This is a genomic window from Sphingobacterium sp. NPDC055346, from assembly GCF_053645235.1.
The window spans coordinates 788,508-803,860 of record NZ_JBSHMI010000001.1; the positions used below are offsets into that span (position 1 = coordinate 788,508).

8 protein-coding genes are annotated in these 15,353 nt (G+C 43.2%); 1 reads left to right on the plus strand and 7 read right to left on the minus strand.

Features of this window, described 5'->3' with window-relative positions; translation table 11 throughout:
• Nucleotides 1–8: 8 nt before the first annotated feature.
• The 5 genes from ACWICE_RS03375 to ACWICE_RS03395 all read right to left on the minus strand — a co-directional run bounded on the left by ACWICE_RS03375 (nucleotide 9) and on the right by ACWICE_RS03395 (nucleotide 10,167).
• Nucleotides 9–1,349, minus strand: coding sequence for a glycoside hydrolase family 71/99-like protein (locus ACWICE_RS03375; RefSeq protein WP_185212849.1), 1,341 nt, complete (start codon nucleotides 1,347–1,349; stop codon nucleotides 9–11).
• Between the two features lie 48 nt (nucleotides 1,350–1,397).
• The gene (locus ACWICE_RS03380; protein WP_454297639.1) at nucleotides 1,398–2,129 is read right to left on the minus strand and encodes a DUF3823 domain-containing protein; all 732 of its coding nucleotides are present in this window, start codon (nucleotides 2,127–2,129) and stop codon (nucleotides 1,398–1,400) included.
• A gap of 16 nt (nucleotides 2,130–2,145) precedes the next feature.
• A complete protein-coding gene (locus tag ACWICE_RS03385; protein WP_454297640.1) occupies nucleotides 2,146–4,113 on the minus strand; it encodes a RagB/SusD family nutrient uptake outer membrane protein in 1,968 nt (655 codons plus the stop codon).
• Nucleotides 4,114–4,127: 14 nt separating this feature from the next.
• Nucleotides 4,128–7,325 (minus strand): SusC/RagA family TonB-linked outer membrane protein, encoded by a 3,198-nt coding sequence (locus ACWICE_RS03390; protein WP_185212846.1) that lies wholly within the window; start codon nucleotides 7,323–7,325, stop codon nucleotides 4,128–4,130.
• Between the two features lie 277 nt (nucleotides 7,326–7,602).
• On the minus strand, nucleotides 7,603–10,167 hold the full coding sequence (locus ACWICE_RS03395; RefSeq protein WP_454297641.1) for a hypothetical protein: 2,565 nt from the start codon (nucleotides 10,165–10,167) through the stop codon (nucleotides 7,603–7,605).
• A 551-nt stretch (nucleotides 10,168–10,718) separates the two neighbouring features.
• Between ACWICE_RS03395 and ACWICE_RS03400 the strand changes: the two genes are divergently transcribed.
• Nucleotides 10,719–13,316, plus strand: coding sequence for a TonB-dependent receptor (locus ACWICE_RS03400; protein ID WP_454297642.1), 2,598 nt, complete (start codon nucleotides 10,719–10,721; stop codon nucleotides 13,314–13,316).
• A gap of 48 nt (nucleotides 13,317–13,364) precedes the next feature.
• Here the strand turns inward: ACWICE_RS03400 and ACWICE_RS03405 are convergent, their stop codons facing one another.
• Both ACWICE_RS03405 and ACWICE_RS03410 read right to left on the minus strand, forming a co-directional pair.
• The gene (locus ACWICE_RS03405; protein ID WP_454297643.1) at nucleotides 13,365–13,820 is read right to left on the minus strand and encodes a hypothetical protein; all 456 of its coding nucleotides are present in this window, start codon (nucleotides 13,818–13,820) and stop codon (nucleotides 13,365–13,367) included.
• Nucleotides 13,821–13,955: 135 nt separating this feature from the next.
• Nucleotides 13,956–15,350 (minus strand): aldehyde dehydrogenase family protein, encoded by a 1,395-nt coding sequence (locus ACWICE_RS03410; RefSeq protein WP_454297644.1) that lies wholly within the window; start codon nucleotides 15,348–15,350, stop codon nucleotides 13,956–13,958.
• Between the last annotated feature and the right edge of the window lie 3 nt (nucleotides 15,351–15,353).

Genomic DNA, 15,353 nt, shown 5'->3' on the forward strand with positions numbered 1-15,353 from the left:
GTAAAAATCTAAGGTCTTACAGGTCTTTCAGCGGTGTAACCGGTTCCACCTTTGATCCATTTTGCGGACTCTCCTGTCAACCATAGGTAATGATCCGTTGGCAGGTCGTTTTCAATGCCGACAAACCTGAATTTGTCACCATTTAGTGGCGTATCCTTTTCTCTTGCAGATTTAAAAATGGCCGTACCTTCATCGATTTCATCAAACATTGCAACATACAGAGACATAGCTCCTGCTGAAATTGCATTCGACATCTGCTTCCAGATGAAATCACCCTTCAATCTTGGGATCTGATAATAGAGTTCAGGCTTTTTCTGCAAATTCCCCCAACTAAAACCTGGGAAAACCAGTGGCACATAATCGACCTTATTCTGCGCGGCCCATTGCATATCCTCTCGTACAATATTAGGGTTGAAATCTTCCATTTTGTAACGGCCAACTGCCCATGGCATGATGATATCTGCTTTTTTGATCAAGGCATGTAGTGCTGGGTCTGGTTCCGTATCTCTATCTAACGTACGCCAGTAGTAAGGAATACCTAGCATAATGGATACTTTCTTCTCACCAGCCTTCAGTTTATCTACGAGTTTATCTACATCCTGAATGCTATATTGACGATCGTCACTAAAGCCTACTCCCCAAATGGACATCAGCGGTTTGCCATTATGCCACAGGTAAGTTGGATTGGCCTCTTTGTCATAAAGTTTATGGGTTTCTACCAATTCCTTCCAATCTTGTTCCAAGGCTGCAAAGTCTTGAGGCACAGATCCGCTCAGGTCATACATGATGCTGATGGCACGACCATATTTTTTGGCGGCTTTCAATGCACTGGTCAAGACCTTGTTGAAATGGGCTTTGCCAGAAGGGTTGCTTGGTTTTACCTCTCCCAGGAAGCGCTGCATGTGGACACCATCGATTCCATAATCCTTCATCCATTTAAAATGTAGATCAATGGTTTCTTCGTCATTGGAACTGAATAGATAGGCATCGGATCCGTCGGCAAATTTGAAAGGAGATTTATACTTCTTGGTATATTCGGTCATGTCTGGCCAGAAATCCACCTTGGTCACCCCAGGTTCGAAAACATTGTTGTCGCCCTGATAATGATACCAGCCTCTATTGGCGCCATCACCTTCCGCATTGAACCAGCCTTGGTAACCCGCCATCACCAATCCTTCATACTTCGGGTACAATAAACCTGAAGTGTCGTATCCATCTGTGGAATCTACGGGATTAGGTTTTTCGGGTTCTTCCTTTTCTTGATTGGTCGTTGTCTTCGAACAGGCACTGAACATCCCAATGATTAGGGCTAGCAGGACCATGTTTAGTCTTTTCACATTAAATGTCATAGCATGTAATTTTATTGATTAGCAATTATTAATTAATCCATTCTGTCCTTAAGGGACCTTTATTTCAACTACTTCTGAATAGTTGAACTTTTCAAATGTATCACGAACTTTTGCTCCCATACGGAAGTAATAGGTGTATCCGGATTTCAAAGGTATATCATTGATGGTATAGGTTTCTTTGCCAATACCATTAGACATATTACCGATTTCTTCCCAGTTTTTATTGATCAGAATCCTAAATTCATCTTTGTAATAGGCCTCGATGCGGCTACCAGCACCACAATATGGCGTCAAGCTCAGGAATGGACGCACCTCGATCACCTGAGGCAATCCTTGAGGAATTGGGGCCTCCAAGGTACAGGAAACATCAATTTTATTTCCTTCCTTCAATACAAATTTTGCATTTTTTATCTTCAGATATGGGGTCACATTGAAGTCTTGGTTACCGGATCCACTCAGTTTGAAATCTGTAACAATATCTGCTGGCCAAAATGCCCCAGCATAAGGTTGCATGGAGTAAGTCGCGGAAAACAGTTTATTGTTGATAAAGGATCCATCCTGCTTCACGGCAAGGTCTTGGGGAGCAGGGTTCTCGCCATAACTGGTCTCCAAGAGACGGATGGCAAATTCCCCAGGCCCAGTTAAAAAGGGCTGCCCCGTAGTTTTGTCCAATACCTTTCCAGAAAGGGTGGCATTGGGCGCTTCAAAATTATCGATATCTGCACAGGAACTCAGCAAAAGGACAGGGAGCACCGTGAATAGTAAGAATATCTTTTTCATTGTCATTCTCATTAGATTAATAAATAGGATTCTGAGGATATAAATTTGGATTCTTGTTCAACTCTCCCCCTGGAAGTGGTTCGTAATACCATTTCTTCTCAAAATTGAAGGTCTTGTTCCAAGGCTCTCTTTCTTTGATAAAGATGTAAGAATTGATCCTTTCGCCGTTTGGCTTGTATTTCAACTCATCCAATACCAAATAAGGCATGAGTGAATTCGGCACGAAATTGTTCAGTTCCACATCCGCAATTCTCCATCTTTTGATATCCCACCAGTGATGGTTTTCAAAGCATAGCTCCCGTTCTCTTTCCTCTCGGATAAACTGCAGGTTGCCATCCAATGGATAACCATATTTATTGATGTTGGCAGCTGTAGGGTTGTATGCGTAAGGTTTAGCACCAGCGCGATCACGGACCTTGGCGATATAGGTAAAAGCTTCCGTTTCCAAGGCTTCATTGGATTTCAACAAGCCTAATTCATATGCCGCTTCTGCCTTGTTCAGCATAATTTCTGCCAAACGGATAACCTTCCAAGGCTGGGTACTGCTATAAAACTTAACCTCCTTGGTGGACATTTTGTAGTTGATGTATTTACGGACATAGAACCCAGTACGGCTATTATTTGCATGCCCGTCTTTCCACATACCATGCTCTCCTGTGACTCCAATCTTGGTTCCCTTATACGTGTATTGTGTATTTTTCGGGCCGGCCAAGATTCTGTTGGCTTCACTGTTGATAGGAGCTGAATTGGAACCCATCTGCGCATCGCTAGCTTTGCCAGGAAAAGAGACATAAAGCCCACGCAACATATCAAAGCTTCTCTTTTCGGCACCTTCACGTAGTTCCATTCCAGAGAAATAAACGGTTGCACGGAGACGAGGTTCTGCATCTGCATATAAGGCTTTGCGATCGGTATATCGGATAGGTGTACCAGAAGCATCATTTACTGGCAATTCGCCAAACAGTTCAACGATATTGTAAACTGGATAAGCCATAGATTCTGCATCACTTGAAAAGGTTGGGTTAGGGAGCAAAGTCGCATCATAACTATGTTTCAAGCGGGTTCCATAAGGTGCCGTAATATTGTACTGCTTGATTAAGATGTCTTCAGGACTGTTATCATCGATAAACACGTCAACATAGTTCATCTCCTTGTCTTCTGGTTTCTTGTTGTATAAAGAATAAGGTCCATTAAGCACTACTGTTGCAGCATCATAAGCTTTTTGATAGAACCATTCAGCTTCCTGTCTTGGAATACCGACAAAGCCTTTGCTTGCTGCATCGCCCTGCAAATTGGAGTAGAAACCATATTTGGCAACGCTCGCCGCATATAACATTGCACGGGACAATAAGGCCGCCGCTACATACTTATTCGCCCTCCCTTTCTCAGAGGTACTGGACATGTTATCTACAGCAAACTGTAGGTCTTCTTGGATGAACTTATAGACATCTGCTTCTTTGTTTCTCGGAACCAATAGGGTTTCCTTTTCCGCTTGCGGATCTTGGACATCTTTTACGATTGGCACTCCACCATAGCGCTTTACCAATGCGAAGTAAAAGAATGCCCGCAGGAAATGAGCTTCGCCAAGGATATTATTATATCCATCCTCAGAAAAGTTCTCTTTGTAGGTCGGCAATCCTGCAATAAAACCATTGACGTTCCGGATCCGGTCATAAGGCCAATAGCCAAAACCTTGAGCACCAGCAACGCCCCAGAACTGTCCGGTCATCTCTCCAGATATAGCAGCCAAGATATCGGAGTTCACCCAATAATTGTCCCAACGGAAACCTCTTTCAGGGTGGTAAACAAAGTCTTCGATGGGAAGATGGCTATAAATTCCGGAAACAAATTTCCTAGCTCCATCTTCATTTCCGTATAAGGCTTTCTCGTCCAATACACCTAGAGGTTCAAGGTCCATCTTGCGACAGGAACCCACTAAAACCAGTAGGAGGACAGCCAATATTTTTGATAATGTAGTTTTCATAATGTCAATTAAACTTAGAATTTAATGGATGCACCAATGTTATAGGTCTTGTTCAATGGGTATTTGTAGGTATCCACCATGTGTGATGATGAGCCTCCTTCTGACCCCGGGTGTTCAGGATCTGAATATTTCATCCCCGTCCAGGTCATCAGGTTATATCCACTAACGTAAAGTCTGAAGCTCTTCACTTTAATGGACTCCAACCATTCTTTCGGGAAGGTATAGCCCAGTTCCAAGGTTTTCAACCTGAGGTACGAAGCATCTTGGATAGCACGGGTACCCTCGGCCATTGGGGATCCTGTAGAAGGATAGTAACCTGAAATCCATTGTGTGTTTGGATTGAAGAGGTCTGCATTAGGGTCTACCGGCCTCCATCGATCCAAGAATTGGGTCAATGCACCTCCTTGGAATTGCAATGGCGCGGCTAGAACCTCTGTATAACGGGTATAGACTTTATTTGCTCCTTGGAAGTTCATCGATAGATCTGCCCCTCTCCAGGATGCACCGATATTGAAACCATAATTGATCAATGGCATATTGAAGGTTGCAATCGGGTGGTCATCATTTCCATTGACAAAACCATCGCCATTCCAGTCTTTGTAATAGTAATCGCCTGGCAAGGTTCCACTACCGACCTGTGTTGGGTGATTATAGATCTGTTCGTAAGAGCCGAACTGACCTACATATTCATTACCCCACCAAATATCCTTGTAGCGGTCTGCATAGCGGTTTCTCCAATGGTCGTAGGAGTTTCCTGCAGGGGATTCGATCCTGTTTTGGAATTGGCTCTTGGTGGTTGAAACCTGTGCATTCACAAAATAATTGAAGTCGTTAATCTGATTGCGGTGGGTCAAGGAAACCTCGTAACCAAAGGTACGGTCGCTTTCCAGGTTTTCCTGAGGCAGGTTTGCTCCTACAGTTCCCGGAATCAGGTCCAAGCGGGTGGCCAATAGACCATCGCGATATCGATTGAAGTAGTCGAAGGTCATGCCAAACAGACCATTCCATAAATCGACATCCAGACCAATATCGGCAGTTTTGGAGGTATACCAGGTTAGGTTCGGGTTAGGAATAGCAGTTGGCAAGGCGCCACTAACGATATCCTGTCCAAAGATCCAGCCCAGGTTATTCGGATCCAATGCAAATCCGACAAAGGTGGAAGGGTAGTTACCAGCGGAACGGTCATCCCCAAGGACACCATAGGAACCACGGATTTTTAAGTTGTTTATAAAACTGAAGTTGTCCTTGATAAAGTTTTCCTCACTGATCCTCCATCCCACTGAAGCTCCAGGGAAGAAACCCCAGCGTTCATTTTTAGGAAATTTGGAAGAACCATCATAACGGAAACTGAATTCAGCTAGGTATTTCCCTTTAAAATCATAATTGAATTTACCCACAAAACCTCTTGCGGTACGCTCGCCAATACCTTCCATATCGGCCAATTGGTTTTTAGCCTCTCCAGCAAAAAGGTATTCGGAATTGACCTTGATCTCGCGTTGGGCGTAGAAACTATCCCATTTGTTGTATTCTTCAACGAATAATAGTAATCCGGAAACATTATGCCCTACTCCAAAGGATTTGTTGTAGTTCAAGGAGAACTGCATCAGCGTATGGGAATCTGGATAGGCAGAACGGCGTACGGACGATGGAGAGTTTTTCTCGTGGGCATCATAGCGTTCTGGTGTTATGACTTCGCCATTCGGACCCAATACTGCTGGTGTGTAGCTGTACAATGGGTAAGATTTTTTGAAATCCGTATTATCGGTGTATTTGAAATCATAGTTATAGGTACCTTTCGCGACCAATCCATCTACATACGGGATTTTGTACTCTAAGGAAAGGATACTATTGAATTGTTTTCTCAAGAACTTTCTATAACCGGTTTGGGCGGCATCCGTTACGGAGACAGGATGTTCGTTGTCGATCATGTCAAAGTTCGGGTACATCGGGTTATTGTTCAGGAAGATTGGGATATCTGGTCTTTGTCGCCAAGCTTGTTTATAAACTGCCCACATATCTGTTCTAGGCTGATTGGTCTCATCGGCATAGCCACCAAGGTCCAAGGATGCTTTTAGGCGATCCGTGATCTTGACATCTACATTGGAACGGAAGTTATAGCGATTGTAGTTTAAGCTCTTGCTTTTGTATGAACCCATCTGGTCCATGTAACCTAAGTTGAAAAAGTAATTCACCTTTTCAGAACCGCCATTGACGGTCAGGTTATGTTGTTGTTGCGGCGAGGTTTTATCAAAAGCCGCGTCAAGGAAGTTGGAAGACTGCTTAGTACCGTCTTCATATTCTTTGATGCTGGCATCGTCCCATGTCGCGGGCAATTTGTTCGGGTAGTTGTTATTGAAATTTCTCCAAAGCTCTTCGTTCCTCAAGCGTCTGAAGTCGGCTGCACCGACCGTATTGGGTACATACAGGAACTGTTGGAAACCACGGTTATAGGAATAGCCGATTTCGAAGCCTTGATCTGCACTGGCTCCCCTGCGGGTGGTCACGAGCAATACCCCATTCGCTGAACGAACACCATAGACCGCAGCGGATGCGTCCTTCAGAACAGATACGCTTTCGATCTCATTGGCATCCATTCTGGATAGATAATCCTTGTCCCTAGGGATACCATCGACAACGATCAGGGGCTCGCCCATACCGCGGATATCGATATTGGATTCAAAAGCTCCAGGCTGTCCGGTCTGTTGGGTGATACGGACCCCCGGAAGCTTGCCCGTAAGCATGTTTACGACGTTTTCATTTTTGGTAATCGTAATCTCCTTATTGGTCACAGATGATACGGCTCCAGTAAGGGTCGCTTTTTTCTGCGTGCCATATCCAACCACCACGACATCTTCCAAAGTGGTATTGTCATTCGGCAATTCGATCTGAATATTGGAATTGTTCTCGACTAGGACTTCTTGACCAAGGTAGCCCACATAAGAAATAACCAATCGGTCACCCGGTGAAACGGCAATGGAAAACAAGCCTTGGGAGTCCGAGGTGGTACTGATGCCGGTCTTGGTGTTTTTGATGGTCGCCCCAGCTAAAGGTTTTGAGTCGGTTGATTTTACTGTACCATTGACATTCCTTTGCTGACCGAATACGGTGCCTAAGGATAACGTCAAGACTGGTACTATCGCCAATCGCCAGGATAATTGTTTGAATCGCCTGCCCCAATAGGATGAGCAGGAATTGATGATTTTTAATCCCATAATTTAATTTGTTGAAAATTGGTAGTCACTCTTGATGTCGCCATCAAGTATTAAAATAGGTGTCGATACGACCTTTGGTTTCTAAAACCGAAGGCTCCAGTTGGATTAGGTATCAGGCAGGATAAAGGTTTCTTGCTTTCGTCTCATCGTTTATAAATTGATTATGAAACAAGATTAATTTGGGGACTATAACAAAGCATTAATAAAACATTAATGGACTGGAAATAAAAAATAAAGCACTGAAATTCAGCGCTTTATTTTTTATTAATATTTTACTTTATACAATTTCCCGGTAGGTCCGGTTATAGGATTCATCGTATAATTGCTGATAGACTTGGGAAAAGTTCTCGAAACATTGGTGGGCTAGGCTGTGGTAACCTCGCTGTACGAGTGCTCTACATTTATAGACCATGGCCTCTTCGTGGACAGAATCAAAATGGAAGATTCGATTGGCAATTTCAATAATGGTCTCGGAATCCTTTTCAAAGTCCAAGTTTTTCATCAGACTGGACAATAGTCCGGTTGCATGAATGGACACCTCGTCCTTGATACCATCTAGCCACTCATAATCTGTATCGAACATGAAACCTCCTTTTTCAAGGATTTTGAGCAAGCGGTCTATTTCCTGTCTATCTAAGTTTTCAGATTTATTGAAGAGATACATAAAGTCGGAGAAGTCGATATGGACATCTTCAATGCTTTCAATACTCCAATAGCCGCTTTTTTTGGATATTTTCATCTCGCCTAATTGCTCCAATAGGGCATTGATCTTGGCGATATTTACCGATCTATTGTTGGTTGCACTGGAGGTGGATTTATCGGACCAGAATATTTCCATTAATTTCTCGGAGCTGACTCCCCTGCCACGATAAATGGTGTAGACCACAAACATGGTCAGCAACTCTTTCAGTAAAGGCGAGAACTGCTTGGTGATCTCGTCGCCCTGCTGATCAAAGATCTGGATATCGCCTCGGAAGAGATTGATGGTGGCCCTATCGATCTTGCTGTTTTTTGGAGCTGTTTCTTTTAGAATAGGGGCCAATACTGGGCTTTCTTCCTTATCCTTGCGTTCAACCGATGGATTCTTTTGGGTTTCTGGAGTTTTTCTATGCGTTTTTTTAAGCCAGAATAGTAATCCTAATCCGGCAAGGGTGGCCAGTCCAATTATCCAGATCCAATTGTTTGATTTAGCCTTGGCACTGCCTTCCAAGATCTGGTATGGCAGAGCTGGCGCCAATAGACTGTAGATGCGAACTCGGCTCTGACTCAGCGCACTATCATAAAACAATGTGACGGCAACAAATCGGTTGGAGGCCTTGGAATAGAAGAAATCTGCAAATGATTTGATGTCGTGAAAATCAAAAGGAATGGTACTTCCCAATTCCTGAAGGTTCTTTCCGTCTTTGGACATCGCTACGAGCTGTAAGAAAGACTTGAACTTATTCCTAGGGAACATGAGTCCATACATGGTATTGGATGCTTCATCCATGACCAAAGAATTGGCCCATACCGCTTCGGGAATAGGAAATTTGATTTCCCCTAGCGTCTTGAAGGTTTTGGAATTGACGTCCATCAAGACGAAATCATTGGAAATCTTTGGGTTCAGCATCTGGTCGCCCGTGGTACTACCATATCCGCCCAATAGGTAAACAGCACCCTTATCAACCCCCATAGCGCCTAAGTAATGCGGAAACAAAGGGTCTCCGGCATAGGATAGGCTATCCCAGGAATTACTGGGAATATGGTATTTGTGGATGGCGCTCTTGTACCTGAAATGTCCATATCCAGCCACCATATAGATGCTGGAATCTTTTGCGGAATAAAATTTATTGAAGGACAGGTAATGCGTTCCGTGTGCAGGATGTTGGAAGGATTGGGACCAGGACCTTGTCAAGGTATCAAATGCAGATACCAGCTTTTGATCGATGGAAATATTGAGGACCTTCCCTGAGCTTGGATCAAACAAGGATTGGCTTCCATTAACCATGTAAAGAGGTCCATTCAGGTAAGGCCATGAAGTACTGACCGTTGCTCCTAGATTAGTCCGAACCAAGGAGTCTTCGGATACGATGTATACACTTTCATTTTTTTGGTCAAAGGCAACACTAGCCTGTCCGGAAACATAGAATTCATTTTCAAGTCGCCATTCTTGCCGTTGCCTCTTGATCCATGAAGGGTTTTTTGAAAAGGCCTTTAAAGAGCCTTGATCGTCCCTTGCCGTATTGCCAGTTATTTCATCCAGCTTCCAATGATGGCAAAGTTTTTCATCGCAAGATATCTGTACATCCTTGATCCGCATCGGCGGAAGGTCGGAGCTCTGAAAGAATTTGTAGTCATTGAAACCAAATAGCAATTTAAAGGCAGATCGGCCCTTTAAATCCATTTGATGGGTGAAGCTGTTCTTCGCAGTGGATAGGACTAAACTTCCTTTTTCCTTATCAAGTAAGATCTTGATTTTGATCCATTGATAGAAAAGCTCGTTTTTGGGTATATCAAAATTGATGTCCGTGAATTTATCCCCAACCACCAATTTAAAGTGCCTTCCATTATCTTGCCTACGGTCATAGATGAGATCGATGTTCAATTGCTCATCCAATATGAGGCGGAAGATATATCCGAAATAATCTTGCTGATAAGGTTTAAATTGAATATCAAAGGTCAATTCCGTATGCTTCGCAAGCTCAATTGATTCCTCTGTACCGATCGAAAGGCTCGTCCGCTTATCCAGCTCCTTTTCATGACTGGAAAATTCTAAACCATACTGGCCATAAGACTCCTGACAGAATAGAATGAGTATAAAAACATAAATGGTAACAAGTATCTTAAAAAATAAACGTCTCACTATTTAAATTGGCTAGCTAGTACAAAATGTGAATTAGCAAAATGTAATTTACTTCATATTCGCTGAATAGCAAAAGAGTTTTTAAGCAAAATTTTTAATTTCATGGAAGAATACCATTTTTAAAGAATAAAATTCATTCAATTAATCCATTGACTTCTATTGTAAAAATTAGCATCTGCAAGTTTATTTCCCAGAAAAGAAGGTTCGCTTTACAGTTTATATAAATTTTATTTAGCTAATAATCAAAAGGTTATTAACTATTTTAAATAAAGTCTACAATATTAGTAGACTTTATTTAAATATACTCTTTACATTTGTTTTGTAAAACAAACGACAGTCATAATGAAGAGCAAGAAATCAACCCTCAAAACCTTAACAAAAAACAACAGCAACAATAAGCAAGGTAAGTTCAGCATTGAATCTGAACGAATGTGCAGCGAAATTATCTTCCCCCAATAGGATTAAAGCGGGAATTGAAAAACATTTCCGCTAATCCATTCCTTTAAGGCTCCTGTTGACCAGGAGTAACTATCAACCCTAATACTTATTTCATGATTTTTAAGAAAACTTTTAGCTTTCTAAGCCTTGCTATTGCCTTTTTTGCAAGCAACAACGGCAGCATAGCACAAGAAATACCCCAAGCGATCATCAATGCCACCCTAAGAGGTACCGTTTTGGACTCCATCAGTGGAGTACCTATTCCTGATGTGACGTTACAGTTGGACGGTGTAACTCACCAAGTGAAAACGGATGAAAATGGTGAATTCCACTTTGTTACTGGACAAAAACTACCTTTTAAGCTTATCATATCAAGGATAGGTTATCAAAAGAAACGGATATCAGTCAACCAATCTCCTGCGACCATCCTTCTAAAACCGAGCCTGGAAAAACTGGACCAGATTGTGGTGACCTCCAGGAGACGGAAGGAACAGATTCAGGATATCCCGATTCCGATAACGACCATAAATGCAGCAACCATAGATGATGCCTCGGCATTCAACGTCAATAGGATCAAGGAACTTGCCCCCACCGTCCAGCTTTATGCTTCCAACGCCAGAAATACGACACTCAATATTCGAGGTCTGGGTTCTACCTATGGCTTGACCAATGACGGCATTGATCCCGGTGTTGGATTCTATTTAGATGGTGTTTATCTGGCTAGACCTGCGGCAACTTGGTTGGATTTTATCGATGTTGAACAGGTGGAAGTACTACGCGGTCCACAAGGAACCCTCTTCGGAATGAACAGCACTTCAGGAGCTTTTAATGTAACATCAAAACCCGCAGAATTCACTCCGGCAGCGAATTTTGAATTGAGTTATGGAAATTATGGTTTCCTGCAAGGCAAGGCATCCCTGACAGGTCCGATCAGCAATAAATTAGCTGCCCGAATTTCCTTCTCAGGAACCCAAAGAAACGGCACCCTGTATAATGTCCATACCAATCGAGCGATCAACAATATGAATAACTTAGGCCTCAGGGCACAATTGCTCTATAAGCCGAATGATAGAGTCAACATCAGTCTTGCAGCCGACAAGAGCATTCAAAAGCCTGATGGTTATGGCTGGGGCATAGCGGGAGTGGTTGAAACACAGCGCGCAGATTATCGCCAATTCAATGCTATTATCAAAGATTTAGGGTATGAACAACCCTATCAAAACGCCTTTGAAAGAAAGGTTGATCTAAACACGCAGTCAAAAGCTGACAATGAACTGGGAGGTATATCCTTGAATGCTGATATTAAAATAGGGAATGGAACCCTAACATCTACGACAGCTTGGCGCTATTGGAAATGGGTCCCATTGAATGACAGGGATTATATTGGTCTACCTGTGTTTACCATCTCTGCCGGTAATTCGGCCCACGACCAATACTCCCAAGAGTTTCGGTATTCAGGAAAAATAAGGGAAAACATCGATTTGGTGGTTGGGCTATTCGGATTATATCAAGATCTGAGGACAGACCCGGTCCATACCGAAGAGGCTGGATCTGCGCTCTGGCGATTTGCCCAGAACAGCAACAGCGACCTGTGGAGTACTCCGGGATTGTTTGACAACTTTGGAATCAAGACCAAATACGGCATCAAAACAACAAGCTTGGCCGCTTATTCACAATTAGACTGGGCTATCACGGAAAAGCTCCATCTCCTTCCGGGCCTACGCTATAACTACGATAAGAAGGAGGCCAATTACGATCGAAAGACCTATGGAGGCCTACAGACTGAAGATCCAGCATTAATAGCCCTCAAAAACACTGTATATACCAACCAGTCTTTTGTTACCGATGCTTCTGCCGGCAATCTTTCAGGTCAGCTATCAGTACAATACAAGTGGAACCGAAACCTGAATGCCTTCGCAACCTATGCCATAAGCTACAAGCCTGTAGGGATCAATGTTGGTGGATTACCTACAGCCAAGGGCGAGGTGTTACTGGACCTCGCAAGGGTAAAGCCGGAAGCTGTCAACCATAAAGAAATAGGACTGAAATCAAGCCCCAGCAGAAATTCCATCCTTAACCTGACCCTTTATCAAACTGATATCAAGGATTACCAAACATTGGTGCAGACGCCAGAACCTGGAGTAAACCGAGGTTATCTAGCCAATGCGGAAAAGGTGAGTGTGAAAGGGATAGAACTGGACGGGAGCCTGCGTATAGGGAATTACCTCAGGATCAATGCCGCTGCGGCCTATACAGATGGGAAATATGTGAAATTCACAAATGCCCCGGTCCCACTGGAGGAAGTAGGAGGCCCTGAAGCTTTTAAGGACATTTCCGGAGGAAGATTGCCGGGCATTTCGAAATGGACGACTTCCCTAGGTGCTGAACTGAGCCAAAAAGGAAGTTTGATTGGTCTGGAAGGCTCATTTTTCTTAGGATCTGACCTCTTCTATAGATCCGAGTTCTCATCGAGTCCATCCCCTTCCCAATATTTGAACATAGATGGATATGCGTTATTAAACGCCCGATTGGGATTCAAAGCGGAGAATGGAATCTCCCTGTCCATCTGGAGCCGCAACCTTACGGACAAAAACTATTACGAACAATTACTTGCCGCACCTGGTAGTTACGGGCAATATGCCGGTATCATTGCAGACCCCAGAACATACGGCCTAACCATATGGTACAATCTGAAAAGTTTCTCTAAATAAATAGGTTATCGTTTGGACCTAGCCTACCCCAAAAGGCTAGGTTCTTTTTTACTGCCCCTTGAACCTTATGGTATAATGACCATCAAAAGGGTCTCCCTGCATCAGGCTTTCTCCGATGACCAATTTATAGGTCCCCTTTTTATCCAAGTTATACTGAACATCCTTCCCAAATGGACCATCGGTATTGTTATCCGGCAGGACAATCAGATTAAAACGGATATTCCCGGGCTTGTCGCTGTGCAATTCCGCATCGATCTGTTTAAAATCTTTACTATCAAAACTGATGGTATCGGATATTTTAGACATTTTATGAAGACTGATGGAATCCCAACTGGACTTAAGCTCTATGGCCTTCTCAGGTATATCTGTTTGGGTAGTATCTGAAGATTCAGGAACAGCTTGAACGCTATCAACTGCCGGACTATCATTATTTGCTTCTTGCTTTGGGTTATTGCAGCTTGCTAGATATAGCGCTAATGGTCCAATAAATAATATAGATTTCATTTGATGTCGTATTATAGATTCATCGAATAGAACAACAGAAACTATTCCAAGGTTTTATAATAAAGAAAGAAGCCTCCAATAATGCTTGGAGACTCCCTCAATCAATTAAACCTACTAACTAACGATCAAGCTCTTTTACATCCATCTTTTCAACAGTTTGAATACGGACTCTTTACCTTGATATGGTGGATAGATCATTTTAGAAAATGAGAATTTCGTTTGCTTCATAATGGCTCTTTCATGTGAAAAGGCCTTAAAACCATAGAATCCATGACAGCTTCCTATACCACTGTGGTTTACCCCACCAAAAGGCAGATTAGGATTTGAGACCTGGATCAGCACATCATTGATACAGACAGACCCAGAACTGCAGTGTTTCAGCAATGTATCGGTAAAAGAATTGCTATCAGAGAAAATATACATCGCCAATGGTTTAGGATTGGAGTTGATGTGGTCTAGCACTTCCTGAATATCATTATATGGAATAACAGGTAGGATTGGACCAAATATCTCCTCCTCCATGATCTTACTTCCCTGGGCTACATTTGTGAGCAAGACTGGCGATATTGACTGATGGTCTTCGCCTTCAGCTTGCCATAATACCTTAGCATCCCGCATCAATGCATCGTCGAGGAGCCTTTCAATCCGTTGTTGGTGCCTGCTGTTGATGATCTTTGCATAACGCTTGTAATCGAGGGTACCATCTGAATAGAACAATTCCCGACAGGCTTCCTGGAATGCTTGGGTGAAAGTTTCGATGGCCCCCTGGGGAATATAGAGGTAGTCTGGCGCGATGCAGGTTTGCCCGGCATTGATCAACTTGCCCCAGGCAATTTTAAGGGCGGCCGCCTTGAGGTCATGATCCTCCGCAATGATGACCGGCGATTTACCACCTAACTCCAGCGTGACGCTCGAAAGATGCTCCGCCCCTGCTTTCATGACAATCTTACCTACCTCTGGATTGCCCGTAAAAAATATCTTGTTGAATGGCAGTTTAAGTAATTCCGTTGCCAGTTCTTTTTCTCCCAATACACATTTCACCTCCTTTTCCGGGAAGGTTTCGTTGATGAGGTCCCGGATAACTTCAGAAGTCCTCGGACTATATTCCGATGGCTTCAATATCACTGAACAGCCTGCAGCAATTGCAGAAACCAACGGACTCATACTCAACTGAAAGGGGTAATTCCAAGGGGAGATAATCAAAGAGGTGCCCAAGGATTCATACTGAATCCAGTTTTTCGACAAAAAACTGGTCAAGGTATGGGGTTTCCGCTTCTTTCTCATCCAGGAAGGAAGTCGCTTGATCGCAAAATCAATCTCACTATAGATAAAATACACCTCAGTCAAAGCAGACTCATATGCATTCTTCCGCAGGTCTGCATCCAAAGCCTCAAAAATGCGGTTCTCAAACTTTAAAATATTAGCCTTCAACCGCCGCAGCTTAGCGATGCGCACCTTAGCAGAACTCATACGAAGCTCCTGTTGATGTTCTTGCTGAACATCAAACAATTGTAGAATTGAATCATTCATTAT